Origin of the sequence: Microbacterium fluvii, assembly GCF_025515205.1 — a bacterium.
Taxonomy (GTDB): Bacteria; Actinomycetota; Actinomycetes; order Actinomycetales; family Microbacteriaceae; genus Microbacterium; species Microbacterium fluvii.
Map to the genome: position 1 here is coordinate 1,168,769 of NZ_JAOPFX010000001.1, position 25,977 is coordinate 1,194,745.

General features: G+C 70.0%; 21 protein-coding genes and 1 pseudogene. 18 read left to right on the top strand and 4 right to left on the bottom strand.

Features of this window, described 5'->3' with window-relative positions:
- Positions 1–347: 347 nt before the first annotated feature.
- Positions 348–554, top strand: a pseudogene (locus OAW74_RS15525) (helix-turn-helix domain-containing protein); the annotation flags it as partial.
- 330 nt (positions 555–884) lie between these two features.
- On the opposite strand, the gene OAW74_RS05390 reads toward OAW74_RS15525, so the two are convergent.
- The 3 genes from OAW74_RS05390 to OAW74_RS05400 form a co-directional block, all read right to left on the bottom strand.
- Complete coding sequence (locus OAW74_RS05390; protein WP_262873292.1) at positions 885–2,204, bottom strand: MFS transporter; 1,320 nt, start codon at positions 2,202–2,204, stop codon at positions 885–887.
- 13 nt (positions 2,205–2,217) lie between these two features.
- Entirely contained in the window at positions 2,218–3,093 is an 876-nt protein-coding gene (locus OAW74_RS05395) for a shikimate dehydrogenase (protein ID WP_262873293.1), read from the bottom strand.
- A 98-nt stretch (positions 3,094–3,191) separates the two neighbouring features.
- Positions 3,192–3,815: a TetR/AcrR family transcriptional regulator gene (locus tag OAW74_RS05400; protein ID WP_262873294.1), complete on the bottom strand. Its 624-nt coding sequence runs from the start codon at positions 3,813–3,815 to the stop codon at positions 3,192–3,194.
- 48 nt (positions 3,816–3,863) lie between these two features.
- On the opposite strand from OAW74_RS05400, the gene OAW74_RS05405 reads away from it, so the two are divergent.
- The 3 genes from OAW74_RS05405 to OAW74_RS05415 all read left to right on the top strand — a co-directional run bounded on the left by OAW74_RS05405 (position 3,864) and on the right by OAW74_RS05415 (position 8,052).
- Positions 3,864–5,702: a sugar phosphate isomerase/epimerase and 4-hydroxyphenylpyruvate domain-containing protein gene (locus OAW74_RS05405; protein ID WP_262873295.1), complete on the top strand. Its 1,839-nt coding sequence runs from the start codon at positions 3,864–3,866 to the stop codon at positions 5,700–5,702.
- Positions 5,699–6,157, top strand: a complete 459-nt coding sequence (gene aroQ / locus OAW74_RS05410) for a type II 3-dehydroquinate dehydratase (RefSeq protein ID WP_262873296.1) — start codon at positions 5,699–5,701, stop codon at positions 6,155–6,157. Before OAW74_RS05405 ends, aroQ begins: the two co-directional genes overlap by 4 nt.
- Before the next feature lie 83 nt (positions 6,158–6,240).
- On the top strand, positions 6,241–8,052 hold the full coding sequence (locus tag OAW74_RS05415; protein ID WP_262873297.1) for an oleate hydratase: 1,812 nt from the start codon (positions 6,241–6,243) through the stop codon (positions 8,050–8,052).
- Here OAW74_RS05415 and OAW74_RS05420 read toward each other — a convergent pair whose 3' ends face one another.
- On the bottom strand, positions 8,053–9,465 hold the full coding sequence (locus tag OAW74_RS05420; RefSeq protein WP_262873298.1) for an MDR family MFS transporter: 1,413 nt from the start codon (positions 9,463–9,465) through the stop codon (positions 8,053–8,055).
- Positions 9,466–9,536: 71 nt separating this feature from the next.
- On the opposite strand from OAW74_RS05420, the gene OAW74_RS05425 reads away from it, so the two are divergent.
- The 14 genes from OAW74_RS05425 (at position 9,537) to gmk (ending at position 25,910) form a co-directional block, all read left to right on the top strand.
- Positions 9,537–10,139 (top strand): TetR/AcrR family transcriptional regulator, encoded by a 603-nt coding sequence (locus OAW74_RS05425; protein ID WP_262873299.1) that lies wholly within the window; start codon positions 9,537–9,539, stop codon positions 10,137–10,139.
- Between the two features lie 104 nt (positions 10,140–10,243).
- A complete protein-coding gene (gene efp, locus OAW74_RS05430) occupies positions 10,244–10,804 on the top strand; it encodes an elongation factor P (protein ID WP_262873300.1) in 561 nt (186 codons plus the stop codon).
- 4 nt (positions 10,805–10,808) lie between these two features.
- Entirely contained in the window at positions 10,809–11,219 is a 411-nt protein-coding gene (gene nusB / locus OAW74_RS05435) for a transcription antitermination factor NusB (RefSeq protein WP_262873301.1), read from the top strand.
- A gap of 43 nt (positions 11,220–11,262) precedes the next feature.
- Positions 11,263–14,214, top strand: coding sequence for a DEAD/DEAH box helicase (locus OAW74_RS05440; RefSeq protein WP_262873302.1), 2,952 nt, complete (start codon positions 11,263–11,265; stop codon positions 14,212–14,214).
- An 88-nt stretch (positions 14,215–14,302) separates the two neighbouring features.
- On the top strand, positions 14,303–15,865 hold the full coding sequence (locus tag OAW74_RS05445) for a Rieske 2Fe-2S domain-containing protein (protein WP_262873303.1): 1,563 nt from the start codon (positions 14,303–14,305) through the stop codon (positions 15,863–15,865).
- A gap of 48 nt (positions 15,866–15,913) precedes the next feature.
- Positions 15,914–16,345, top strand: coding sequence for a hypothetical protein (locus OAW74_RS05450; RefSeq protein WP_262873304.1), 432 nt, complete (start codon positions 15,914–15,916; stop codon positions 16,343–16,345).
- A 61-nt stretch (positions 16,346–16,406) separates the two neighbouring features.
- A complete protein-coding gene (gene pyrR / locus OAW74_RS05455) occupies positions 16,407–16,937 on the top strand; it encodes a bifunctional pyr operon transcriptional regulator/uracil phosphoribosyltransferase PyrR (protein ID WP_262873305.1) in 531 nt (176 codons plus the stop codon).
- Entirely contained in the window at positions 16,934–17,923 is a 990-nt protein-coding gene (locus OAW74_RS05460; RefSeq protein WP_262873306.1) for an aspartate carbamoyltransferase catalytic subunit, read from the top strand. The genes pyrR and OAW74_RS05460 overlap by 4 nt, the downstream gene beginning before the upstream one ends.
- Complete coding sequence (locus OAW74_RS05465; RefSeq protein WP_262873307.1) at positions 17,920–19,230, top strand: dihydroorotase; 1,311 nt, start codon at positions 17,920–17,922, stop codon at positions 19,228–19,230. Before OAW74_RS05460 ends, OAW74_RS05465 begins: the two co-directional genes overlap by 4 nt.
- Positions 19,227–19,736, top strand: a complete 510-nt coding sequence (locus OAW74_RS05470) for a PH-like domain-containing protein (RefSeq protein ID WP_262873308.1) — start codon at positions 19,227–19,229, stop codon at positions 19,734–19,736. Before OAW74_RS05465 ends, OAW74_RS05470 begins: the two co-directional genes overlap by 4 nt.
- Positions 19,733–20,884, top strand: a complete 1,152-nt coding sequence (gene carA / locus OAW74_RS05475; RefSeq protein ID WP_262873309.1) for a glutamine-hydrolyzing carbamoyl-phosphate synthase small subunit — start codon at positions 19,733–19,735, stop codon at positions 20,882–20,884. The genes OAW74_RS05470 and carA overlap by 4 nt, the downstream gene beginning before the upstream one ends.
- On the top strand, positions 20,877–24,164 hold the full coding sequence (gene carB / locus OAW74_RS05480; protein WP_262873310.1) for a carbamoyl-phosphate synthase large subunit: 3,288 nt from the start codon (positions 20,877–20,879) through the stop codon (positions 24,162–24,164). Before carA ends, carB begins: the two co-directional genes overlap by 8 nt.
- Positions 24,161–25,021, top strand: a complete 861-nt coding sequence (pyrF, locus tag OAW74_RS05485; protein ID WP_262873311.1) for an orotidine-5'-phosphate decarboxylase — start codon at positions 24,161–24,163, stop codon at positions 25,019–25,021. The genes carB and pyrF overlap by 4 nt, the downstream gene beginning before the upstream one ends.
- Positions 24,993–25,910, top strand: a complete 918-nt coding sequence (gene gmk, locus OAW74_RS05490; protein WP_378733429.1) for a guanylate kinase — start codon at positions 24,993–24,995, stop codon at positions 25,908–25,910. The genes pyrF and gmk overlap by 29 nt, the downstream gene beginning before the upstream one ends.
- The last annotated feature ends 67 nt before the right edge of the window (positions 25,911–25,977 follow it).

Below are 25,977 nucleotides of genomic sequence, written 5' to 3' on the forward strand. Positions count from 1 at the left end.
GCCGCACTTGTGCTGCGGTGGCGTGGCCGTTCCCTCATCGAGCGTCTTCCCTCCCGTCGCATGTCTTCTCTCCCGTCGCGAGTCTTCCCTGCCGTCGCGTGTCTTCTCTCCCGTCGCGAGTCTTCCCTGCCGTCGCGTGTCTTCTCTCCCTTCGCGTCTCTCCCTCCTGCAGCACGTCCCCTCCCACGACACTCCCGCGTTGATGTCACCTCGTCATCAGTTCGGGAGTCGCGGGGAGTGATGACCAGAGTCCGGGGGCGTGTGTCGAGGTCTGATGTGGGGCGCGGGAGGAGGGACGGAGGACGTCGCGCGGCGGCCGTGTCGGTGGGCAGTGGCATCCTCGCGGCATGCAGGCAAGCGAACCCGGGGTCGCCGCGGATCGGTTCGACCTCTCCGGCCATGTGAGGCGGGCGAGGCGCCGGGGCGACCTCAGTCAGCGTGATCTCGGCGCGGCGACGGGGATCGACCAGGCCACCATCGCCCGGGTCGAGCGGGGCCGTGACCTCGGTGTGCGGGCGTTGGAGCGGATCCTCGCGACGGCGGGCCTGAGCCTCGCCGTCGTCGACACGACGGGAGCCCCCGTCGCACCCATGCCCGACGATGTGTTCCACGACCGGGCGGGGCGCCGGCGGCCGGCGCACCTCGACGTGCACGCCGCACCGGAGCTCCCCACCATCCGGATGCTGCTGCACGACTGCGACCCGATAGGCAGCAGCGAGGCGTGGCACCATCAGCGTCGGGAGCGCGATCGCCTCCGCGGGCGGAGCGGTGACGATGCCGCGACGGAGCAGCTGACGACGGGTGTGGCACGCGAACGGCTTCGGAAGACGCGGATGCCGCGCCCGCGCACAGTGACGCAGGACGCGGCATCCGCTGAACCGGGTTCAGGCGGTGACGAGCTGATCCTTCTCGGCGCGCAGGCCGAGCTGAGCGGTCGGCACGTCGCGCGTCTCACGGGCGGTGAGCGCGCTGGCGGCGGCGATGAGCGCGACCACGGCGGTGAAGATGCTGATCACGACCCAGCCGCCGTCGGCCACGCCGCCGAGCGCCGTGACGATGGCAGGGGTGAAGCCGGCCAGCAGGAATCCGAGCTGGGTGCCGATCGCCATGCCCGAGAACCGCACGCGGGTCGAGAACATCTCGCCGTAGAACGAGGGCCAGACCGCGTTGGCCGCGGCGTAGCCGCACGAGAACGTGAGCACCGCGAGCACGAAGGTGAGCACGGTGTTCCCGCCCGACATCGACAGCATGTAGAAGGGCATCAGCGCGGCAGACGACAGGGCGCCGTAGATGAACACGGGCTTGCGGCCGATGCGGTCGGCGAGCTTGCCGAACAGGGGCTGGGTGCCCAGCGCGAAGAAGTTCGCGACGACGACGAGCCACAGGGTCAGGCTCTCGGCCAGACCCACCTCCTTGCCGTAGGCCAGGGCGAGGTTGCCGAAGACCGTGGAGACGGCCGCGATGAACGCGCAGCAGATGACGCGCAGCACGTCGCGCCAGTGGTCGCGAAGGAGCGGCACCAGCGGCACGCGGGCGATGCGGCCCTCGGCCTTGGCGGCCTCGAACTCGGGCGTCTCGTGCAGCGAGCGGCGGATGAAGTAGGCGACGAGCACGACGACCGCGCTCAGCCAGAACGGGATGCGCCAGCCCCACGTGTATTTGATCTCGTCAGGCAGGGCCACGACGGGGATGAAGATGAGCGCCGCGAGGATCTGCCCGCCCTGGGTGCCCGTGAGCGTCCAGGACGTGAAGAACGAACGGCGGTCGTCGGGGGCGTGCTCCAGCGTCAGCGAGGAGGCACCGGCCTGCTCACCGGCAGCGGACAGACCCTGCAGCAGCCGGCAGAGCACGAGCAGCACGGGGGCGGCCCAGCCGATCTGCTCGAAGGTCGGGAGGCAGCCGATGATGAAGGTCGAGATGCCCATCAGCAGCAGCGTGAACATGAGCACCTTCTGGCGGCCGATGCGGTCGCCGAAGTGCCCGAGGAAGAAGGCGCCGACGGGGCGCGCGATGTAGGCGAACCCGAAGGTCGCGAACGACATCACGAGGGCGGCTTCGTCTCCGGAGGGGAAGAACACCACGGGGAAGATGAGGGCGGCTGCGGAGCCGAAGAGGAAGAAGTCGTAATACTCGACAGCGCTGCCCATGAAGCTGGCGATCGCCGCCCTCACGGGGGTCTTCCGCGTCGTTGCGGACGTGGTCATGTGTTCTCTCCTATCAGATGAGGATGGGTTGGGGGTCGACAAGGGTCTGGAAATGGCGGGTCATGCGCTCGGCATCCGGGCGCACCCCCGTGATGAGCTCGAAGGCGTCCACCGCCTGGTGCACCGCCATGCGGCCGCCGTCGAGGGTGCGGCAGCCGCGGGCGCGGGCCGCCTGCAGCAGTGCGGTGTCGAAAGGGCGGTAGACGATGTCGGCCACCCAGAGTCCCTCGTGCAGCAGCTCGGGCGGGAACGGCGTGCCCGGGTGCTCCTTCATGCCGGTGGGCGTGCAGTGCACGATGCCGTCGACGCGTCCCAGCAGATCGGGCAGGGCGACGACGGATGCCGCCGCCACGGCGCGCTCGTGGCGTGCGGCCAGTTCGTCGGCGAGCTCGCCGGCGCGCCCGAGGTCGAGGTCGACCACCGTCAGGCGCACGACGCCCAGCCGCAGGAGCGCGTCGGCGACGGCGGAGCCCGCACCTCCCGCACCCATGATGACGACGTCGTCGAGGGCGGCCCCGGGAAGGCCCGCGCGGAATCCGGCCTCGAACCCCGTTGTGTCGGTGTTGTAGCCGATGCGGCCTTCGGGGGAGAAGACGACGGTGTTGACGGCGCCGAGGGCGGCGGCCCGAGGGTCGACGCGGTCGAGGTGGTCGAGCACGAGGCGCTTGCACGGGTGCGTGACGTTCAGCGCGTCGAAGCCGAGGCGCTGCGCCCAGTCGAGGATCTCGCCGATCCGCTCGGGGGCGAGGTGGAGGTCGATCAGGTCGATCGTGCGGTAGACGTAGTCGATCCCGAGCGCGCGTGCCTCGACCATGTGCATCGGGGGCGTCAGAGACGGCGTCACGCCGGTGCCCACGAGCCCGACGAGATAGGGGCGCGGCTGTTCCACGAGCACTCCTTCGTACGTGCGGTCAGTCAGCTATGTACTAACTGGTACGTTCACCATACACGCGATCGGAGGGCTGTCAAGGGTGGGATCGAAACGGCTCAGGCCGACAGCCAGCTGACGACGACGTCGCCGATGACCGACCGGAGGTGCCGGCGCTGCGCCGGATCGGCGAAGTCGAGGCCGAACAGGTAGCCGAACGTCCACCGGTTGGCGACCTGGAACACGCAGTAGGAGCTGATCACCAGGTGCACGTCGATCGCCTCGACTTCGTCGCGGAACACACCGGCTGAGCGACCACGGTCGAGGATCTCGTCGAGCAGCGTCTTGGCCGGCTGCGCGAGGGCGCGCAGGCTCTCGATGCGGCGGATCGACTCGCCGCGGTGGATGTTCTCGATCGCCACGAGCCGCACGAACGCGTCGTTGCCGACGTGGTGATCGAACGTGAGTTCGGCGAGCTGCCGGATGGCCGCGACCGGGTCGGTGCGGTCGACGTCGATCGCGCGCTCGGCCTCGCGGATGCCGCGGTACGCGTTCTCGAGCACGGCCTCGTAGAGGCCCTCTTTGCTGCCGAAGTAGTAGTAGATCATCCGCTTGGTGGTGCGGGTGCGCTCGGCGATGTCGTCGACGCGGGCGCCGGAGTAGCCCTGCTCGGCGAAGACCTGGGTCGCGACCTCGAGAAGCTCGGAGCGGGTGCGTTCGGCGTCTCGCTGGGGGATCGTCACCCTCTCAGGATATTCCCGTTGAATGTACCGGCTGGTACATTGCTGGGCATGCGGACCTCCATCGCGACCGTGTGCGTCAGCGGAACCCTTGCCGACAAACTCCACGCCTGCGCCGCTGCAGGATTCGACGGCGTCGAGATCTTCGAGCCCGACCTCATCGCGGCGCCCGAGAGCCCGGAGGAGATCCGCGCGCTTGCGGAGCGCCTGGGGCTGAGCCTGGATATGTATCAGCCGATGCGCGACGTCGAAGGCGTCGACGAGGAGGAGTTCGCCCGCGTGCTGCGGCGCGCCGAGGCGAAGTTCCGGCTAATGCAGCGGCTCGGCATGGACCTCGTGCTGTGCTGCAGCAATGTCGCCACCGCGACGATCGACGACGACGAGGTGAGCGCGTCGCAGCTGCGCCGGCTCGGCGATCTGGCCGCAGGCTACGGCATCCGCATCGCCTACGAGGCGCTCGCGTGGGGGCGCTTCGTCGACGACTACCGCCGGTCATGGGACATCGTGCGGCTGGCAGACCATCCGGCCGTGGGCATCTGCCTCGACTCCTTCCACATCCTCTCGCGCGGACACGACCCTGCGGCGATCGCCGAGATCCCCGGCGAGAAGATCTTCTTCGTGCAGCTCGCCGACGCGCCGCTGCTGTCGATGGACGTGCTCTCGTGGAGCCGTCACCATCGCCTCTTCCCGGGGGAGGGCGGCTTCGATCTCACGGCCTTCGTCGGCCACATCCTGCGCGCCGGCTACCTCGGCCCCCTCTCGCTCGAAGTCTTCAACGACACGTTCCGTCAGACCGACGCCGCCCGCACGGCGGCGCATGCCCGTCGGTCGCTGCGCTGGCTCGAAGACGGCGTCGCCCGCGCAGGGGCTCTTCCCGATCCGGGCACCGTCGCACTCCTGCCCGACAGCGCAGCGCCGTCGGGGTTCGACTTCGTCGAGATCAAGGCAGAAGACACGTCGGAGGTCGAGCAGGTGCTGGCCGCCGTCGGCTTCACGCCGCGAGGGCGCCACCGCACCAAGCCCGTCACCCTGTGGAGTGCCGGGAGGGCCCGCGTGGTGCTCAACGAGCAGCATGCCCGCGACCTCGCACCGCACCTCGCGGCGATCGGCTTCGAGGTCGACGACGCGGATGCGGTCACTCGCCGTGCGGCAGAGCTGCGCCTGCCGAGGGCCTATCGCCGCACCTATGCGACCGAGCAGCCCCTGCCGGCCGCGGTCGCCCCCGACGGTACGGAGGTCTACTGGGCGCAGGCTCCCGACGCGGGGGAGCCTGCGTGGGTCGCCGAGTTCGAGCACGGCGAGCGCGCGGTGCCCGGTTCGATCGTGCGGGTCGACCACGTGAGTCTCACGCAGCCCTGGCAGGTGGTCGACGAGTCGGTGCTGTTCTACACCGCGACCTTCGCCCTGCGCTCCGAGAGCGCGACGCAGGTCGCCAGCCCCCGCGGTCTCGTGCAGAGCCGCGTGATCGCCTCGCCGGACGGCGGCATCCGCATCCCGCTGAACGTGGCGCCCCCGATCGTCGCCGATCCCGGACCCGCCCGAGGGCTCGCGCAGCACGTCGCGTTCTCGTGCAGCGACGTCGCCGCCGTCGCGCGGCGGGCCAGAGAGCGTGGCCTGGCGCTGCTGGAGATCCCCGACAACTACTACGCCGACCTCGCCGCGCGCACCGATCTCGGAGACGACGAGATCGCGCGGCTGCGTGATCTCGGGATCGTCTACGACACCGACGGCGAGGCGGAGTACCTGCAGTTCTACACGCGCACGTTCGGCCAGGTGTTCTTCGAGTTCGTCGAGCGCCGAGGCGGTTACGGAGGGTACGGAGCGGGGAACGCACCGGTGCGGCTGACGGCCCAGAATGCCTTCGCGGGCGCTGGTAGGGTGCAGCCGTGACCACGCCCCACCGTCTGCTGCTCGTCAACGGCCCCAACCTGAATCTGCTCGGCACGCGCCAGCCCGAGATCTACGGCAGCGACACCCTCGCCGATGTCGAGGCGGTCACCGAGGCTGCCGCATCCGCCCTGGGCTTCGAGGTGCGTGCGCTGCAGAGCAATCACGAGGGCGTGCTCATCGACGCGATCCACGAGGCCAGGACCGACTGCGCCGGCATCGTGATCAATGCGGGCGGGCTCACCCACACCTCGGTGGCCCTGCGCGACGCGCTCGCCTCGGTGGCGCTGCCGGTGGCCGAAGTGCACATCTCGAACATCCACGAGCGCGAACCGTTCCGCCACTTCTCCTACATCACCGACGTCGCGATCGTGCACGTCATAGGCGAGGGCGTGCCCGGCTATGCGACGGCCACTCGGCGCCTCATCGAGGCGATCGCGGGCGTGGCCGAGGGGTGAACGGCTCCGCACGCCGCGGCGCATCTCATTGCGCGTGAGTGCGCGCTGACGTAGACACGGAGCAACCGACGAACGGAGCTCCGATGTACTACAGCAGCGGCAACTACGAAGCATTCGCCCGGCCTCGCAAGCCCGACGGCGTCGACGACAAGTCCGCCTGGTTCGTGGGAGCGGGGCTGGGCAACATGGCCGCGGCGGTGTTCATGATCCGCGACGGCCGGATGGCCGGCGAGCGGATCACGATCCTCGAGGAGCTGAAACTGCCCGGCGGGGCGCTCGACGGCATCAAGTATCCCGAGAAGGGCTTCGTCATCCGCGGCGGGCGCGAGATGGAAGACCACATGGAGTGCCTCTGGGACCTCTTCCGCTCGGTTCCCTCTCTCGAGGTCGAAGATGCGAGCGTGCTCGACGAGTTCTATTGGCTCAACAAGGACGACCCCAACTACTCGCTGTGTCGCGTGACCGAGAAACAGGGGCAGGACGCCCGCACCGACAAGCTGTTCGCCCTCTCGGATGCGGGACAGAAGGAGATCGTGAAGGTCATCCTCGCGACGCGCGAGGAGATGGAGGACAAGCGGATCGACGAGGTCTTCACCGACGCGTTCTTCTCCAGCAACTTCTGGATCTACTGGCAGACGATGTTCGCCTTCGAGACCTGGCACTCCGCCCTCGAGATGAAGCTGTATCTGCATCGGTTCATGCACCACATCGGCGGGCTTCCCGACCTCTCTGCACTGAAGTTCACCAAGTACAACCAGTACGAATCGCTCGTGCTGCCGATGTACCGGTGGCTGCTCGAGCAGGGGGTCACGTTCCTGTTCGAGCACACGGTGACCGACGTGCAGTTCGACTTCTCCGCGGGGCGCACGGTGGCGACCCGGATCGACTGGGTGGCCGGTGACGGGCGGAGCGGGGGAGTCGACCTCACCGAGGACGACCTGTGCCTGGTGACGATCGGCTCGCTCACCGAGAACTCCGACGACGGCGACCAGCACACGCCGGCGCGGATCAAGGACGGCCCCGCGCCCGCATGGGACCTGTGGAAGCGGATCGCGGCGAAGTCGCCTGATTTCGGGCATCCCGAGGTCTTCTGCGGCGACATCGCCAAGACCAAGTGGGAGTCGGCCACGGTGACCACGGTCGACGAGCGCATCCCCGCCTACATCGAGAAGATCGCCCAGCGCGATCCGTTCAGCGGCAGGGTCGTCACCGGGGGCATCGTCACGGCGAAGGACTCGTCGTGGTACCTCAGCTGGACCGTCAACAGGCAGCCGCATTTCAAGGCCCAGAAGCCGAACGAGATCGTGGTGTGGGTCTACGGGCTCTTCGTCGAGCGGGACGGCGACTTCGTCGGCAAGCCGCTGCAGGACTGCACCGGCGAGGAGATCACCCAGGAGTGGCTGTATCACCTGGGCGTGCCGGTCGACGAGATCCCGGAGCTGGCGGCATCCGGGGCCAAGTGCGTGCCGGTGATGATGCCGTACGTGACGGCGTTCTTCATGCCGCGCCGGGCGGGCGACCGCCCGCAGGTGGTGCCGCCGGGAAGCGTCAACTTCGCCTTCATCGGGCAGTTCGCCGAGACCACGCGCGACTGCATCTTCACGACCGAGTACTCGGTGCGCACCGCGATGGAGGCGACCTACCAGCTGCTGGGCATCGACCGAGGGGTGCCGGAGGTCTTCAACTCGACCTACGACATCCGCTATCTGCTCAAGGCGACCACGCGCCTGCGCGACGGAGCGGCCGTCGACATCCCCGGTCCGAACTTCGTCAAGGGCAGGCTGCTCGACCGTCTCGACAACACCCAGATGGGGGTGCTGCTCACCGACTTCGGCCTGCTGCCGGCGCACGGGGACACCGTGGCGAGGGCACGGGCAGACGACGCCGTCGAGTGATCAGGCGGGCGCGGTGAGCGGCTGGCGGGCCGGCAGCGCCGCGCACACGCCGATCGCGACGACCGTGAAGCCCACGGCGACCCAGAAGGCGATGTCGAACCCGTCGGCCACGGCGGCGATGCTCGTCGCGTCGGCGGTGACGGCCTCGAGCACGACGGCGAGGATCGCCGTGCCGAACGCGCCGCCGAGCTGCTGCGCGAGGCGCGTGATGATGCTCGCGTGCGGCACGGCGTCTCGATCCAGCCCGACGAAGGCGACCGACATGACCGGGATCATGACGGCGCCCATGCCGAATCCTCGGACCAGCAGCACGGCCATCAGCAGCCACTGGCTCGTGCCGCCGTCGGCGAGGGCGAACGGCACGGTGGCGAGCCCCATTACGGCGAAGCCGCCGATCGCCACCGTGCGGGCGCCGATCGAGTCGGTGAGGCGCCCGGCGAGCGTACGGCTGAGCAGGGCCCCGATGCCCTGCGGGATCAGCAGCAGCGCCGCCCCGAGCGCGTCCATGCCGTGGACGAGCTGGAAGAACAGCGGCAGCAGCAGCATGGCGCCGTACAGCGACGCTCCGGAGAGGAAGAGCACGGCGGAGGCGGAGGCCACCGAGCGGGTGCGCAGCAGTGCGACGTCGACGAGGGCAGACTGCGGATGCCGCAGCTGCGTGATCATGAAGGCGATCAGCAGCGCGACGCCGGCCACGAGCGGCGCCCACACGTCGGTGCGCGAGAAGCCGCCGTCGCCGCCGGCGTTGGACAGTCCGTAGAGGATGCCGACGAGGGCGGGGGAGACGAGCACCAGCCCCACCCAGTCGAGCACCGGCTTGCCGCGGGGCTCGTCACGGGGGAGGAACCGCCACGCGAGGGCGAGCCCGATGAGGCAGAACGGCACGTTCACCCAGAAGATCCAGCGCCAGTCGAGGTAGTTCAGGATCAGGCCGCCGATCGTGGGTCCGAGGATCGGCCCCAGGGCGGCGGGCAGGCTCACCATGGCCATGAGGCGGCCGAGACCCGCCCCGGTGGGCACCTGCTGAATGGCGAGGGTCGCCATCAGGGGCATCATGAGCCCGCCGCCGAGGCCCTGCAGCACGCGGAACGCGATGAGGCTCGGGGCGTCCCACGCGAGGCTGCACGCGATCGAGGCGACCAGGAACACGGTGAGCGCGAACATCCAGACCCGCTTGCCGCCGAAGCGCGCCTGCGCCCACCCCACGACGGGGATCGCGACCCCGAGTGCCAGCAGGTAGGCGGTCGTGACCCACTGGATCGTGCTGATGGACACGTCGAGCTCGGTGGCGAGGGTCTTCAGCGCGATGCTCATGATCGTGCTGTCGAAGATCACGGCGAGTCCGCCGACCACGAGCACGAGAGCGGAGACGATCGCCGTGCGCGGCACGGCGGGTGCGGAGGTCTGGGTCATGCGGATTCCTTCTTAAGATACGTTGCTGTACCTAATTCCCCGAGTGTACGCCGCCGCGATAAGATACACAAATGGATCTTGAGGCGACTCCGAAGCGCCGCCGCGGCAAAGACCTGGAAGACGCGATCCTGCGCGCCGGGTGGGAGCTGCTGCTCGATGCGGGATATCACGGCTTCACGATCGACGCCGTCGCCGATCGCGCCGAGACCAGCCGATCGGTGCTCTACCGCCGCTGGGACGACCGCGCCGCCCTTCTGGACGCCGTGCTCACCTTCGGACTGAATCAGGGGCGCCGAGACGAGCCCGAAGACACCGGCACGCTCCGCGGCGACATGATCGCGGCATTGCAGAGCGCCAACGCGCGCAACAGCGCGATCGCGCCGCTGCTGAGCGTGTTCATGGGGGAGTACTACGCCGCCTCCGGCCAGAGCGTGGCCGACGTCCGGGCGCGGGCCTTCGGCGACCGCGCCGGGCGGTCGCTTCGCATCATCCTCGAGCGCGCCGTCGCCAGGGGTGAGGCCGACCCCGCTCGGCTCACCCCGCGGGTGCGGACCGTGGCCACCGACCTCTTCCGCCACGATCTGCTCATGAACGCGAGACCCCTCACCGACGAGCAGATCGTCGAGATCATCGACGAGGTGTTCCTGCCGCTGGTGGCGCCCGCGAGGGCGTGAGCGCGCCGCATCCCGTAGAATCGAATGTCGGGCGTGACCTGCCCACTTCCGCGCCCCCTCGGGCCGCGATCGCACATCGACTTCACGAACGGAACTCCACACCCATGGCATCGACCGCAGACATCAAGAACGGCGTCGTCCTCAACATCGACGGACAGCTCTGGAGCGTCGTGGAGTTCCAGCACGTCAAGCCCGGCAAGGGCGGTGCGTTCGTGCGCACCAAGCTCAAGAACGTCATGACCGGCAAGGTCGTCGACAAGACGTTCAACGCGGGCGCCAAGGTCGAGACCGAGAACGTCGACCGCCGCGACTTCACCTACCTCTACAACGACGGCGAGGGCTTCGTCTTCATGGACGTCGCCGACTACGACCAGATCACGGTAGGAGCCGCCACCGTCGGCGACGCCGCCAACTTCCTGCTCGAGAACCAGCAGGTGCAGATCGCCCTCAACAACGGCAACCCGCTGTACATCGAGCTGCCCGCCTCGGTCGTGCTCGAGATCACCTACACCGAGCCTGGCCTCCAGGGCGACCGCTCGTCGGCGGGCACCAAGCCCGCCACGGTCGAGACGGGCTACGAGATCCAGGTGCCGCTGTTCCTCGAGACCGGCACCAAGGTCAAGGTCGACACGCGCACCGGGGACTACCTCGGCCGCGTCAACTGAGCGCGTGAGCGCCCGTTCCAAGGCGCGCAAGCGCGCCCTCGACATCCTCTTCCAGGCCGACGTGCGCGGCGAAGACGTGCCGGTGATGCTCGCCGCCGAGGCGCAGCGCGCCGCCGGCGAACCCGACCGTCAGGCCTCGTGGCTGTATGCCCGCGAGATCGTCGACGGGGTCGTCGACAACCTCGGCGAGATCGACGAGCAGATCACGACCTACGCCAAGGACTGGACCCTCGCGCGCATGCCCGCCGTCGACCGCGCCGTGCTGCGCATCGGCGTGTGGGAGATCCTCTTCAACGACGAGGTGCCGGCGGCGGTCGCCATCGACGAAGCGGTGGAGCTCGCGAAGGAGTACTCGACCGACGAGTCGGGCTCGTTCGTGCACGGCGTGCTGGGTCGCATCTCACGCGCCTCCTGATCCCACGCGGCCGCTGTCGGCGCCGTCGGCCAGGATGGATGCTGTGACCGCGCCCGCCGACCGCCCCTCGCCGTGGCGGGCGGCGCTCGCAGCCCCCTCCGCGGGGCCGCAGGTGCCGCTCGCGCTGGGCGTCGAACTGCGCAGCCGCGAGCGCAGCGCGGGCGCGTGGTCGGCGGCGAAGGCGCAGACGGCCACCGCACGCATGCTGGCCCGCGGTACCGCCGGTGACCTGCAGGTGGGGCTGCGCCCGCTCTCGCGCAGCGCGGCGACCGGCGGCTGGATCCGCTCCGATGTCTCGTGGGACGTGGTGCGGCGCGCGTCGGGCAGGTTCGACCCCGAGCACGTCCGGTGGTTCCGCGAGCTCTACGGCATCGCGCATGACGCGCGACTGCTCGGGGGCTACACCGACGCATCGGACTGGCTGACCCTCGACACGGTCGAGTCGCGGCATCTGTGGGCGCACCTCGCGGCGGCCGAGGGCATCGGGATCCCGCTCGTGCCCGTCGCGAAAGACCACGACGTGAGCCTCGTCGCCCAGGCTGCGGTCGACGTCGCGCTGTCGGGCGACGGAGAAGGACTGCGGCTCGACGCGCGCGTGAGCATCGCCGGCGCCGAGGTGCCCGCATCCACGGTGCGCCCGGTGGCGCGCACGGGCCTGTACGCCTACGCGCTCGAGGGCCCCCGCGTGCGCCTCACGCTGGCCCCCGCCGCCCTCGGCGACGCGGCGCACGCGGTGCTCGCCGCGGCCGCACCGATCTTCGTTCCCGCGGGAGAGGTCGACGAGTTCCTGCGCGACGCGTACCCGCGCATGGCGCGTCGAGAGCCGGTGCGTGCAGCGGGAGGCCTGACCCTGCCGCGACCCGAACAGGTCTCGCTCGTGCTCGTCGCGGCCTTCGCCGCCGGCGACGTCGTCGACTACCGCTTCGAGTGGGTGCTGCCGGGCACGGGGCGGGTGCCGTTCGACGCCGCGCACCCCGAACTCGACGACGCATCGGCGCTGCGGAGCGCGACCGTGCAAGCGTGGACGGATGCCGGCGAGCTGCCGTTCGCGGCGGCCGCGCGGCTCCGCGGCGTCGACACCGCCGAGTTCGCGGCCCAGGTGCTGCCCGCCCTCGAAGAGGTCGAGGGCCTGCGGATCGAGGTGACCGGCGCCCCGAAGCGCTACCGCGAGCTCGGCGGCGACCCGCGCATCACGGTGTCGACCGTCGAGACCACCGACCGCGACTGGTTCGACCTCGGCGTGCTCGTCGAGATCGACGGCCGCCGCATCCCGTTCACCCCGCTGTTCACGGCGCTGGCGCTGCGGCGCAAGAAGCTGCTGCTGTCGGACGGCCGATACTTCTCGCTGGCACACCCCGCCCTCGACCGCCTTCGAGAGCTCATCGACGAAGCGGCCGAGCTGGACGAGTGGGAGACCGGGCCGCGCATCTCGCGCTACCAGCTGCCGCTGTGGTCGGAGTTCGAAGACCTCGCCGACGAGGCTGCGCCGGCCGTCGCATGGCGCGAGACGGCGAGCGCGCTGCGCGAGGTCGCCGGCGTCGAGGCGATCGCACCACCCCCGGGGCTGCGGGCCGAGCTCCGGCCCTACCAGCGCGACGGCTGCTCGTGGCTCGCCTTTCTGTGGCGCCACCGCCTCGGCGGCATCCTCGCCGACGACATGGGCCTCGGCAAGACCCTGCAGGTGCTCGCGCTGCTGCAGCACGCGAGGGAGACCGGCGAGACCAGACCCTTCCTGGTCGTCGCCCCGACCTCGGTTCTGGCGACCTGGCGCGACGAGGCGGCCAGGTTCACGCCGGAGCTGCGGGTGCGCATCGCGGGGGAGACCTCGGCCAAGGCCGGCACGCCGCTCGCGGTCGTCGCCGCCGACGCCGACCTGGTCGTCACCTCCTATGCGCTGCTGCGGCTCGGCGACGACGAGTTCGGGGGCATCGACTGGGCGATCGTCGTGCTCGACGAGGCGCAGTTCGTCAAGAACCCGCAGACCCGGCTCTACCGCGCGGCGAAGCGCCTGCGCGCCGAGATCGTGCTCGCCGTCACCGGGACGCCGCTGGAGAACTCGCTCGTCGAGCTCTGGACGCTGCTCTCGCTCACCTCGCCCGGACTGTTCGCCTCGGGCAGGCGCTTCCGCGAGGAGTACGTCAAGCCGATCGAGCAGGGCAAGGTGCCAGAGAACGAAGAGGGTGGGCCCTATCGCGCGAAGCGTCTCGACCGCCTGCGCCGCCGCATCCGACCCTTCGTGCTGCGGCGCACGAAAGAGCTCGTGGCCCCGGAGCTGCCCGAGCGTCAGGAGCAGGAGGTGCGGGTCGAGCTACCCGCGGCGCACCGCGCGCGGTACGACATCGTGCTGCAGCGCGAGCGGCGCAAGGTGCTGGGGCTTCTCGACGACCTCGACCGCAACCGGTTCATCGTGTTCCGATCGCTCACGCTGCTGCGGATGCTGGCGCTCGCCCCCGCGCTGATCGACCCCGCCGACGCGCGGCTGGGCTCGAGCAAGATCGAGGCGCTCCTGGAGCGGGTCGACGAGGTGGCCGCCGAGGGCCACCGGGCGCTCGTGTTCAGCCAGTTCACCTCGTTCCTCGATCTCGTCGAACGCGAGCTCGACGCTCGCGACATCTCCTACGTGCGACTCGACGGGTCGACGCGGCGCCGTGAGCAGGTCATCGCTGGCTTCCGCGACGGCGATCAGCCCGTCTTCCTCATCAGCCTCAAGGCGGGCGGCTTCGGGCTGACCCTCACCGAGGCCGATCACGTGTTCCTGCTCGACCCCTGGTGGAATCCCGCCGCCGAGGCGCAGGCCGTCGACCGAACCCACCGCATCGGGCAGACCCGGCCGGTCAACGTCTACCGGCTGATCGCGGCCGGCACGATCGAAGAGAAGGTGCTCGAGCTGCAGCAGCGCAAGGCGCGCCTGTTCCGATCGGTGATGGACGACGACGAGCTGTTCGCGCAGGCCCTCACCGCCGACGACATCCGAGGGCTCTTCGAGACGGGCTGATCGACACGCCACGGGGTGCCATTTGCCCGGCTCGCCCTCAGGGGGTGTGCGGCACCCTCCCGTAAACTCGGCGCTGAAGGAGATCAGTATGCGCATCACGGGGCTCGGACACGCGGGCATGTTCATCGAGACGACGGGCGGCAGCATCCTGTGCGACCCCGTCATCGGGCCGAGCTTCTTCGGATCGTGGTTCCCGTTCCCCGACAACCGGGGACTCGACTGGGAGCGCTTCGGCAGAGCCGACTTCCTCTACATCTCGCACCGCCACCGCGACCACTTCGACCCGCGGCTGCTGCAGCGCTACGTGCGCAGCGACATCCCGGTGCTGCTGCCGGAGTACCCCACCGACGACCTCGAGACCGATCTGCGCGCGCTCGGCTACGACAACATCGTCTACACGCAGGCGGGCGTCCCGCTGGAGTACGACAACGGCCTGACGATCATGGTCACGCCGCTGCGCGCCCCCAGCGACGGGCCGATCGGCGACTCGAGCCTGTCGGTCGACGACGGCACCGCCAGCATCCTGAACCAGAACGACTCGCATCCACTCGACCTCGAGAGACTGCTCGGATTCTCGAAGCCCGACGCGTACTTCACGCAGGTCTCCGGAGCGATCTGGTGGCCGATGGTCTACGACCTGCCGCAGGACGCCAAGCAGAATTTCGCGAAGCTCAAGCGCGACGCGCAGAACAAGCGCGCGATGTACTACATCGAGAAGGTCGACGCCGAGCACGTGTTCCCGATGGCGGGGCCGCCGATGTTCCTGCGGGAGGAGCTGTTCCGCTACAACGGCTGGGGCGAGCACGACGACTCGATCTTCACCGATCAGGCGCAGTTCCTCGAGCACATGGCGGCGCTGCGTCCAGAGCAGAAGGGGCACCTGTTCGTCCCCGGCACGCAGGTCGACCTCGATCACGCCGACGCGACGGTCACCCAGACGCTGTACACCGAGGCCGAGATCGCGCACGTCTTCGACCAGAAGTGGGACTATCTCGCCGCCCAGCGCGACAGCCGGCAGGACGAGGTCGCCGCGGAGGAGGCCACTCGGGCTGCCGTACTGCCCCCCGACGAGATGCTCGCCGCCATCAAGGAGTGGTGGGAGCCGCTGCTGCGGCGCGCCCGCACGATCCGCAGCGGTGTCGGCGGCAACGTGCGCTTCCGCATCGGCGACCTCGACATGGTCGTCGACTTCCCGAGGGCCAAGGTGCGCGAATACGCGGGGGAGGAGTGCATCTACTGGTACACGATCCCCGCCGATCTCGTCTCGACCAACATCGCCGACGGCGAGATCGACTGGTCGAACTCGATCTTCCTGTCGATGCAGTTCGAGGTCGGCCGCAGCGGCAAGTTCAACGAGTTCCTCACGACCTTCCTCAAGTGCCTCTCGCGCGACCGCATCGAGTACGTCGAGAACTGGTACGCCGAGCAGACCGACCAGACCGAGGATGCCGAGATCGGCGACTGGCAGGTGCAGCGCCGCTGTCCGCACCTGCGCGCCGATCTCACCAAGACCGGCAAGATCGAGGACGGCGTGCTGACCTGCGCCCTGCACGACTGGAAGTGGGACCTCGCGTCGGGCAAGTGCCTGACGACGCCCGGCCACCCCATCCGGGCCAGCAAGCTCGAAGACGCCACCCAGCCCGCCGCGTGATCGGACCCGGTCGTTGAGCCGCCGCGCACTCCCGAGAGGCTCCGGGCGTTGAGCGAGCCGGAGGCGAGACGACGCGCAGCCCGCACGCCGATCCGCAGCGTCGATCCTCTCCATCTCGTCGACGTGTTCGTCTATGTCGTGGTGCTCAATCTCGCGGTGCAGTGGTTCCCCGGGGTCATCGCCGAGTCGTTCACGGTGTCGCTGCTGACGGCGGTGCTGCTCAAGCTCGTGCTCGAGGTCGTGCTTCGCGCCAAGACGTGGGTGCTCGCCCGCATCCGCTCCGCCTCGACGGCGCCCGGCCGCATCGTCTCGGCGGGGATGCTGCTGCTTCTGCTGCCGGCGAGCAAGTTCCTGGTGCTGTGGCTCGAAGACCTCGTCTTCGGCGACGCGGTCGCTCTCGGCGGTTTCTGGTCGGTGACGCTGCTGATCTTCGCGCTCATGGGCGCCCGCTGGGGCGTCCGCGCGCTTTTGGCGCGCTAAGGTGGACCGAACCACAAGCAACCTTTAACCCCGTCCTGTGAGGCGGAGAAGGGAGCGGCGGATGAGCACGCGCACCGTGCTGCACGAAGCCGACATCGCCCGTGCCCTGACTCGGATCTCGCACGAGATCCTCGAGTCCAACAAGGGCCCGCACGACCTGGTGCTGCTGGGCATCCCGACCAGGGGCGTTCCCCTGGCGGACCGCATCGCCGCCCACATCGCCGAGTTCTCCGGGCAGGCCGTGCCCACCGGATCGCTCGATGTCACGATGTACCGCGACGATCTGCACCGCAATCCCACCCGCGCCCCGCATCCGACTCAGATCCCGGCGGGTGGACTCGACGGCAAGGTCGTCGTGCTGGTGGACGACGTGCTCTTCTCGGGCCGCAGCATCCGCGCCGCCCTCGACGCGCTGCAGGACATCGGGCGCCCTTCCGCCGTGCGCCTGGCGACCCTCGTCGACCGCGGGCATCGCGAGCTCCCCATCCGCCCCGACTTCGTCGGCAAGAACCTGCCGAGCTCCCGCGACGAGCGCGTCAACGTACAGCTCGCCGAGATCGACGGCATCGACGAGGTGACGATCGGATCATGAGGCACCTGCTCGACACCCGCACCCTCGATCGCGCCGCCGCGATCCGCATCCTCGACGTCGCCGAAGACATGGCAGACACCCAGCAGCGCGAGGTCAAGAAGCTGCCGACCCTCCGCGGCAAGACGGTCGTCAACCTCTTCTTCGAAGACTCCACCCGCACCCGCATCTCGTTCGAGGCTGCGGCCAAGCGCCTGAGCGCCGACGTCATCAACTTCTCGGCGAAGGGCTCCAGCGTCTCCAAGGGGGAGTCGCTGCAGGACACCGCGCAGACCCTCCAGGCGATGGGGGCGGATGCCGTCGTCATCCGCCACGGCGCCTCCGGCGCGCCTCGGACCCTCGCCACGAGCGGGTGGATCACGGCGGGCGTCGTCAACGCTGGCGACGGCACGCACGAGCACCCCACCCAGGCGCTCCTCGACGCCTTCACGATGCGCAAGCGCCGCCACGGCGCCGCGAGCCGCGGGCGCGACCTCGCGGGGCTGAAGGTCACGATCGTCGGCGACGTGCTGCACTCGCGGGTCGCGCGCTCCAACGTGTGGCTGCTGACGACGCTGGGCGCCGAGGTCACCCTCGTCGCCCCGCCGACCCTCGTTCCGCAGGACGTCTCGGCGTGGCCGGTGACGGTGCGCTACGACCTCGACGACGCGATCGCGCACGAGCCGGACGCCCTGATGATGCTCAGGATCCAGCTGGAGCGCATGAATGCCGCGTATTTCCCGACTGAACGGGAGTATTCGCGCCGGTGGGGACTCGACCCGCGGCGGCTGGCGGCTCTCGGGCCGGATACGATGGTCATGCACCCCGGCCCGATGAACCGCGGCCTGGAGATCTCCGCTGAGGCAGCCGATTCGGCACGCTCGACGGTGCTCGAGCAGGTCGCCAACGGAGTCTCGGTGCGCATGGCTGTGCTGTACCTGCTGCTGGCGGGCGAGCCCGCCCACGACGGAACATCCACGCGCGAGAACGAGAAGGAGGCGGATCGATGAGCGAGACCCTCCTGATCACCGGTGCGAGGCTCACCGGGGCGGATGCTGCAGACATCCTCATCGAAGGCGGCATCATCACCGAGGTGGGCACAGGCCTGTCTCGCTCCGGCGCGACCGTCGTCGATTCCGACGGACTCATCGCCCTGCCGGGGCTGGTCGACCTGCACACCCACCTGCGCGAGCCCGGCTACGAGGCCTCCGAGACGATCCTCACCGGCTCCCGCGCCGCCGCCGCCGGCGGCTACACGACCGTCTTCGCGATGCCGAACACCTCGCCGGTGGCCGACACCGCGGGCGTCGTGGAGCAGGAGCTCGCCCTCGGCGAGGCGGCCGGCTACGTCACGGTGCAGCCGATCGGCGCCGTCACCGTGGGGCAGCAGGGCCAGCGTTTGGCCGAGCTCGGCGCCATGGCCTCCTCGCGCGCCCGCGTGCGCGTGTTCAGCGACGACGGCTTCTGTGTGTGGGACCCGCTCATCATGCGCCGCGCTCTGGAGTACGTGAAGGCGTTCGACGGCGTCGTCGCCCAGCACGCGCAGGATCCGCGGCTGACCGAGGGCGCACAGCTCAACGAGGGCATCGTGTCGGCAGAGCTCGGCCTCGCCGGCTGGCCGGCCGTCGCCGAGGAGTCGATCATCGCCCGCGACGTGCTGCTGGCCGAGCACGTCGGCTCGCGCCTGCACGTCTGCCACCTCTCGACGGCGGGCTCGGTCGACATCATCCGCTGGGCCAAGAAGCGCGGCATCGATGTGACCGCCGAGGTCACCCCGCACCACCTGCTGCTCACCGACGACCTGGCCCGCGGCTACGACGCGCGCTTCAAGGTGAACCCGCCGCTGCGAACGGCAGAAGACGTGCAGGCGGTCCGTGAGGGGCTCGCCGACGGCACGATCGACATCGTCGCGACCGATCACGCGCCGCACCCCGCCGAGGCGAAGGCGTGCGAGTGGCAGGCGGCGGCGAACGGCATGGTGGGCCTGGAGAGCGCACTGCGCGTCGTGCAGCAGGCGATGGTCGACACCGGGATGCTGCAGTGGCACGATGTCGCGCGCGTCATGTCGCACACGCCGGCCCGCATCGGGCGGCTCGCCGGCGCCGGAACGGCCATCGAGGCCGGGCAGCCGGCATCCATCACGCTCTACGACCCCCGCCCGTCGCGCGCGTTCGCGCTCGACGATCTGCACGGCCGCAGCGTCAACTCGCCGTACCTGGGCAGGGAGCTCCCCGGCGAGGTGCGCTGGACGATCCACCGCGGCACCGTGACGGTGCGCGACGGCGCGCTCGTTGAGAACCCGGAGGTCTCCGCATGAGCCGCGAGGGCGCCCTCACCGTCATGATCGTCGTGGCCGTGCTGCTCCTCGCCGTCCTCGCGTGGGCGTGGTGGCGGCGCAGCCGCCGCGATGGAGCACCGCTCGTGGCACCGGGCGAGCTGCCCCAGGGCGCCGCGGTCGTCGCCTCGTTCGACGGCTTCTACGTGGCGACCACCCACCACGACCAGCCGCTGGAGCGCATCGCCGCCCCCGGTCTCGCGATGCGCTCGAAGGTCTCGGTGACGGTCGCCGACGCCGGCGTGGCGCTCGATCTCACCGGGCAGCCGCGCTACGTCATCGCCCGCGACGCGATCACCGGCGTCGGCCAGTCGACCGTCGCGATCGACCGGGTGGTCGAGAAGGACGGACTGACCCGCATCTCGTGGCGCGCTCTCACCGGCGACGTCGTCGACACCTATCTGCGCCCCCAGGGCGCCTCGGCCCGCGCCCTGACCGACGCGGTGGCCGGCATCATCCCTCAGACGGCAACAGGAACGGAAGCATGACCCTGTTCACGACAGACCCCGCCGTGCTCGTGCTCGAAGACGGCACCCGCCACCTCGGGCGCGCCTACGGCGCCCGCGGAACGACCATCGGCGAAGTCGTCTTCGCCACCGGCATGACCGGCTACCAGGAGACCCTCACCGACCCCTCCTACGCCGGCCAGATCGTGCTGCAGACGGCGCCGCACATCGGCAACACCGGCATGAACGACGAAGACCCCGAGTCCCGGCGCATCTGGGTCGCCGGCTACATCGTGCGCGACCCCTCACGGGTCGTGTCGAACTGGCGCGCCGACGAGTCGCTCGACGACGCCCTCACCCGCGACGGCATCGTGGGCATCAGCGGCATCGACACCCGCGCGATCACGCGCCACATCCGCTCGGCGGGCTCGATGCGCGGCGCGATCTTCTCGGGGGACGCCGCCGGCGCGGATGCCGAGGAGCAGCTGCGCATCGTGCGCGAGGCCCCGCAGATGGCCGGGCAGAACCTCTCGGCTGCCGTCTCGGTGGCCGTCGTCGAGGTGACGCCGGCCACCGGCGAGCGCATCGGCAACCTCGCGGTGCTCGACCTGGGCGTCAAGCAGGCCACGATCCTCAACCTCGCCGACCGCGGCTTCGACGTGCACGTGCTGCCGCAGGACGTCACGATCGACGACATTCGCGCGATCGACCCCGTCGCGGTGTTCTACTCGAACGGACCGGGCGACCCGGCCGCATCCGGTGATCACGTCGCGCTCCTTCGCGACGTGCTCGATGAGCGCCTGCCGTTCTTCGGCATCTGCTTCGGCAACCAGCTGCTGGGCCGCGCCCTCGGCTTCGGCACCTACAAGCTGCCCTTCGGCCACCGCGGCATCAACCAGCCCGTGCTCGACAAGGCGACCGGCCGTGTGGAGATCACCGCCCACAACCACGGCTTCGCCGTCGACGCGCCCATCGAGGGCGTCGTCGACAGCCCGAACGGCTACGGCCGCGTGGAGGTCAGCCACGTGGGCCTCAACGACAACGTCGTGGAGGGCCTGCGCGCCCTCGACCTGCCCGCTTTCTCGGTGCAGTACCACCCGGAGGCGGCGGCTGGCCCGCACGACGCCAACTACCTGTTCGACCGCTTCCGTGACCTCGTCGTCGCGACCCTCGAGGAGAAGAATGCCTAAGCGCGACGACATCAACAGCGTCCTGGTGATCGGCTCCGGCCCGATCGTCATCGGCCAGGCGTGCGAGTTCGACTACTCCGGCACTCAGGCCTGCCGTGTGCTGCGAGAAGAGGGCGTGCGCGTCATCCTCGTCAACTCGAACCCCGCGACGATCATGACCGACCCCGACTTCGCCGACGCGACCTACGTCGAGCCGATCACCCCCGCGGTCATCGAGTCGATCATCGCCAAGGAGAAGCCCGACGCGATCCTGCCGACCCTGGGCGGCCAGACGGCGCTGAACGCCGCGATGGCCCTCAACGAGCAGGGGATCCTCGACAAGTACGGCGTCGAGCTCATCGGCGCCAAGGTCGACGCGATCCGCAAGGGCGAAGACCGCCAGATCTTCAAGGAGCTCGTGCTCGAAGCCGGCGCCGACGTCGCCAAGTCGGTGATCTGCCACTCGATGGACGACCTGCTCGCCGGCGCCGCCGAACTCGGCTACCCGCTCGTCGTGCGGCCGTCGTTCACGATGGGCGGTCTCGGCTCGGGCTTCGCCTACGACGAGACCGACCTGCGCCGCATCGGCGGCGCGGGCCTGCACGACTCGCCCACGAACGAGGTGCTCCTGGAGGAGTCGATCCTCGGGTGGAAGGAGTACGAGCTCGAGCTCATGCGCGACACCGCCGACAACACGGTCGTCGTCTGCTCGATCGAGAACGTCGATCCCGTCGGTGTGCACACCGGCGACTCGATCACGGTCGCCCCCGCGCTCACCCTCACCGACCGCGAGTACCAGAAGCTCCGCGACATCGGCATCGACATCATCCGCGCCGTCGGCGTCGACACCGGCGGCTGCAACATCCAGTTCGCCGTCGACCCGGCCACCGGGCGCATCATCGTCATCGAGATGAACCCGCGCGTCTCGCGCTCGTCTGCGCTGGCCTCGAAGGCGACCGGCTTCCCGATCGCCAAGCTCGCCGCCAAGCTCGCTATCGGCTACCGCCTCGACGAGGTGCCCAACGACATCACGCAGGCGACCCCCGCGAGCTTCGAGCCGACGCTCGACTACGTCGTGGTCAAGGTGCCGCGGTTCAACTTCGAGAAGTTCCCGGCCGCCGATGTGACCCTCACCACCACCATGAAGTCGGTGGGCGAGGCGATGGCGATCGGCCGCAACTACGCGACGGCGCTGCAGAAGGCGCTGCGCTCGCTCGAGAAGCGCGGGTCGTCGTTCCACTGGGGCGACGAGACCCGCTCGGTCGCCGAGCTGCTCGAGATCGCGAAGACACCGACCGACGGTCGCATCGTCGTGTTGCAGCAGGCGATGCGTCTGGGCGCGACGATCGACGAGGCCTTCGAGGCCACCAAGATCGACCCCTGGTTCCTCGACCAGATCGCCCTCATCAACGAGGTGGCGGACTTCGTGCGCACCGCGGGGGAGCTGGATGCCGCGACCCTGCGCATCGCGAAGGAGCACGGCTTCAGCGACGCGCAGCTCGCTCAGCTGCGCGGTGTCTCCGAGGCCGAGGTGCGCAGCATCCGCCACGCCCTCGACGTCCGCCCCGTCTACAAGACGGTCGACACGTGCGCGGGGGAGTTCCCGGCGCTGACGCCGTACCACTACTCCAGCTACGACGCCGAGACCGAGGTCACCCCGTCGGAGCGCACCAAGGTCGTCATCATCGGCTCGGGGCCCAACCGCATCGGTCAGGGCGTCGAGTTCGACTACTCGTGCGTTCACGCGTCGTTCGCCCTCGCCGACGCCGGCTTCGAGACCGTCATGGTCAACTGCAACCCCGAGACCGTCTCGACCGACTACGACACGAGCGACCGCCTCTACTTCGAGCCGCTGACGCTCGAAGACGTGCTCGAGGTGCTGCACGCGGAGTCCCGCTCCGGCGAGATCCTCGGCGTCATCTGCCAGCTGGGCGGTCAGACCCCGCTGGGTCTTGCCAAGGGCATCGAAGAGGCCGGCTACACGATCCTCGGCACCAAGCCCGCCGCGATCGACCTCGCCGAGGAGCGCGAGCTGTTCTCGCGCCTGCTCGACGACGCGGGGCTCGTCGCACCGCGCAACGGCACCGCGATCGACGTCGACGGCGCGGTCGCCGTGGCCGAGGAGATCGGCTACCCGGTGCTCGTGCGCCCCAGCTTCGTGCTCGGCGGCCGCGGCATGGAGATCGTCTACGACACCGCGAGCCTGCGCGACTACTTCGTGCGCGTCGCCGATCAGGCCATCATCGGCCCCGGCATGCCGCTGCTGGTCGACCGCTTCCTCGATGACGCCGTGGAGATCGACGTCGACGCGCTCTACGACGGCGACGAGCTCTACATCGGCGGCGTCATGGAGCACCTCGAAGAGGCCGGCATCCACTCCGGCGACTCGTCGTGCACACTGCCGCCGATGTCGCTGGGCCGCTCCGACATCGACCGCGTGCGCGTCGCGACGCGCGCCATCGCCGAGGGCGTGGGTGTGCGGGGCCTGCTGAATGTGCAGTTCGCGATCAGCGCCGGCGTGCTCTACGTCATCGAGGCGAACCCGCGGGCGAGCCGCACGGTGCCCTTCGTCTCCAAGGCGCTCGGCATCCCGCTCGCGAAGGCCGCCGCCCGCATCATGGCCGGTGCCACCGTGGCCGAGCTCAAGGCCGAGGGGATGCTCCCCGCGCAGGACGGCTCGCGCGTGCCGCTCGACGCCCCCGTCGCCGTCAAAGAGGCGGTGCTGCCGTTCAAGCGGTTCCGCACGAAGGACGGTCGCATGGTCGACTCGGTGCTGGGTCCCGAGATGCGCTCCACGGGCGAGGTCATGGGCATCGACCGCGACTTCCCGACGGCCTTCGCCAAGAGCCAGGACGCGGCCTACGGCGGCATGCCGCTGGAGGGCACCGTCTTCCTCTCCGTCGCCGACGACGACAAGCGCGCCGTGATCCTGCCCGCCCACCGCCTGCAGGAGCTCGGCTACACCCTGGTCGCCACCGAGGGCACCGCCGAGATCCTCGCGCGCAACGGCATCCGGGTGGGCCTGGTGAACAAGTACTCCGAGACGCACGAGACGGGCGAGACGAACATCGTCGACCTCATCAACGCGGGTGAGATCGACATGGTCGTCAACACCCCGTCCGGGGGGATGGCGCGTGCCGACGGCTACGAGATCCGCGCCGCGGCGGTCGCCGCAGACAAGGCGCTGTTCACGACGATGGCAGTCCTCGGCGCCGCCGTCAGCGCGCTGCCGGTGCTGCGGGCGGGCTTCGACGTGAAGAGCCTGCAGGAGTACGCCGCGGAGCGGGCGGCCCGGGTATGACCTCTGCCTTCGGCGCGCGGCTGCGCTCGGCCCTGGCCGAGCGCGGTCCGCTGTGCGTCGGCATCGATCCGCACGAGGGTCTGCTCGCCGAGTGGGGGATGGATGCCTCCGCAGCCGGCGTCCGGGAGTTCGGGTTGCGTGTGGTCGAGGCCGCCGCAGGCCGCGTCGGCGTCGTCAAGCCCCAGGTGTCGTTCTTCGAGCGCTGGGGCGCTGCCGGCTACGCAGCGCTCGAAGAGGTCATGGCCACAGCCCGTGCGGAGGGCCTCCTCGTGATCGCCGACGCCAAGCGCGGCGACATCGGCACCACGATGGACGGCTACGCGGCCGCCTGGCTCACCGCCGGCGCGCCGCTGGAAGCAGACGCCCTCACCGTGAGTCCGTACCTCGGCCCCGACTCGCTCCGCGGCACCATCGCGACAGCGGTGCGCGCCGACAAGGGGCTGTTCGTCCTGGCCGCCACCTCGAACCCCGAAGGGTTCGGCCTGCAGTCGGCCGAAGTGCTCGTCGCCGACGCGCAGGAGGGGCAGACCGTCGCCGACTGGGTCGCGCACGGCGTCGCGTGGGCCAACGGCAGCGCCGTCGCCGCGGGCGGCCTCGGCTCGATCGGACTCGTCGTGGGCGCCACCGTCGACCGCGACACGATCGGCCTCGGTGACACCGCGCTGGAGGGCGCACCCATCCTGGCGCCTGGTTTCGGCGCCCAGGGCGCCCTGCCGAGCGACCTCCATCGCATCTTCGGCCCGCACGCGCGCAACGTCGTCGCGAGCGAGAGCCGCAGCATCCTGTCGGCAGGGCCGGGGGGCATCGCCGACGCCATCACCACCCGCAATGCCGAGTACAGGAGAACCCGTGCCTGACGCTCAACGTCCCCCCGAAGTCGACCGCGTCGCCGCCTCCCGGCGCGCCGTGGCCGCACGCCGCGCCCGCGCGGCGCTGAAGAAGGATGTCGCCATGCGCGTCATCTCGCCCCAGGAGCTGCTGCGGCGCGCCTGGGCCGACCCCGATTCGCCCGCAGCCGCGATGCGCGTGCCCGAGTTCCTCACCGCGATCCCCGCGATCGGCGAGGGCAAGCGCGACCGTATCCTGGCCGATCTGGCGATCTCTCCGGTGAAGCGGCTCGGAGGTCTCGGCACTCGGCAGCGCACCGCGCTGCAGCAGTTCCTCGATCGCCGTTGGCCAGAGCCCCGGCCGCGCCCCGCGCGCAGCAGCCTGCTCGTGCTGGCCGGCCCCACGGCCGTGGGCAAGGGCACGGTAGCGGCGCGCATCAAGGAGCTGCATCCCGAGATCCACCTGTCGGTCTCGGCCACCACCCGGCCGCCGCGCCCCGGCGAGGTCGACGGCGAGCACTACTACTTCGTCGACGACGCCGAGTTCGACCGTCTGATCGAAGACAGCGAGCTGCTCGAGCACGCCACGGTGCACAACCGGTTCCGCTATGGCACGCCCCGAGGCCCGATCGAGCAGGCGCTGGAGGACGGCCGCACGGTGCTGCTAGAGATCGACCTGCAGGGCGCTCGGCAGGTGCGTGCGGCCGAGCCCAGGGCCAACCTCGTCTTCCTGCTGCCGCCCAGCTGGGACGAGTTGGTGCACCGGCTCGTCGGCCGTGGAACCGAAGACGACGAGGAGCGGGCACGTCGCCTGCGCACGGCCAAGACCGAGCTGGCGGCTCAGCCCGAATTCGACCACCACGTCGTCAACGACACCGTCGACTCCGCCGCCGAGCAGGTCGCAGCCCTCGCCCGCTGACCCGCGACGGCGCGAGCTGCGCGTCCGGTAGAATGGTTCGATGCCCGGGCGTCTGCCGGGGCGACAG

Bases quoted from the DNA above. Each gene is read 5' to 3' on its own strand.
- OAW74_RS05390 (WP_262873292.1), bottom strand. From the start codon at position 2,204: ATGACCACGTCCGCAACGACGCGGAAGACCCCCGTGAGGGCGGCGATC.
- OAW74_RS05405 (WP_262873295.1), top strand. From the start codon at position 3,864: ATGCGGACCTCCATCGCGACCGTGTGCGTCAGCGGAACCCTTGCCGAC.
- OAW74_RS05415 (WP_262873297.1), top strand. From the start codon at position 6,241: ATGTACTACAGCAGCGGCAACTACGAAGCATTCGCCCGGCCTCGCAAG.
- OAW74_RS05420 (WP_262873298.1), bottom strand. From the start codon at position 9,465: ATGACCCAGACCTCCGCACCCGCCGTGCCGCGCACGGCGATCGTCTCC.
- OAW74_RS05425 (WP_262873299.1), top strand. From the start codon at position 9,537: ATGGATCTTGAGGCGACTCCGAAGCGCCGCCGCGGCAAAGACCTGGAA.
- efp (WP_262873300.1), top strand. From the start codon at position 10,244: ATGGCATCGACCGCAGACATCAAGAACGGCGTCGTCCTCAACATCGAC.
- OAW74_RS05445 (WP_262873303.1), top strand. From the start codon at position 14,303: ATGCGCATCACGGGGCTCGGACACGCGGGCATGTTCATCGAGACGACG.
- pyrR (WP_262873305.1), top strand. From the start codon at position 16,407: ATGAGCACGCGCACCGTGCTGCACGAAGCCGACATCGCCCGTGCCCTG.
- OAW74_RS05460 (WP_262873306.1), top strand. From the start codon at position 16,934: ATGAGGCACCTGCTCGACACCCGCACCCTCGATCGCGCCGCCGCGATC.
- OAW74_RS05465 (WP_262873307.1), top strand. From the start codon at position 17,920: ATGAGCGAGACCCTCCTGATCACCGGTGCGAGGCTCACCGGGGCGGAT.
- OAW74_RS05470 (WP_262873308.1), top strand. From the start codon at position 19,227: ATGAGCCGCGAGGGCGCCCTCACCGTCATGATCGTCGTGGCCGTGCTG.
- carA (WP_262873309.1), top strand. From the start codon at position 19,733: ATGACCCTGTTCACGACAGACCCCGCCGTGCTCGTGCTCGAAGACGGC.
- carB (WP_262873310.1), top strand. From the start codon at position 20,877: ATGCCTAAGCGCGACGACATCAACAGCGTCCTGGTGATCGGCTCCGGC.
- pyrF (WP_262873311.1), top strand. From the start codon at position 24,161: ATGACCTCTGCCTTCGGCGCGCGGCTGCGCTCGGCCCTGGCCGAGCGC.
- gmk (WP_378733429.1), top strand. From the start codon at position 24,993: ATGCCGAGTACAGGAGAACCCGTGCCTGACGCTCAACGTCCCCCCGAA.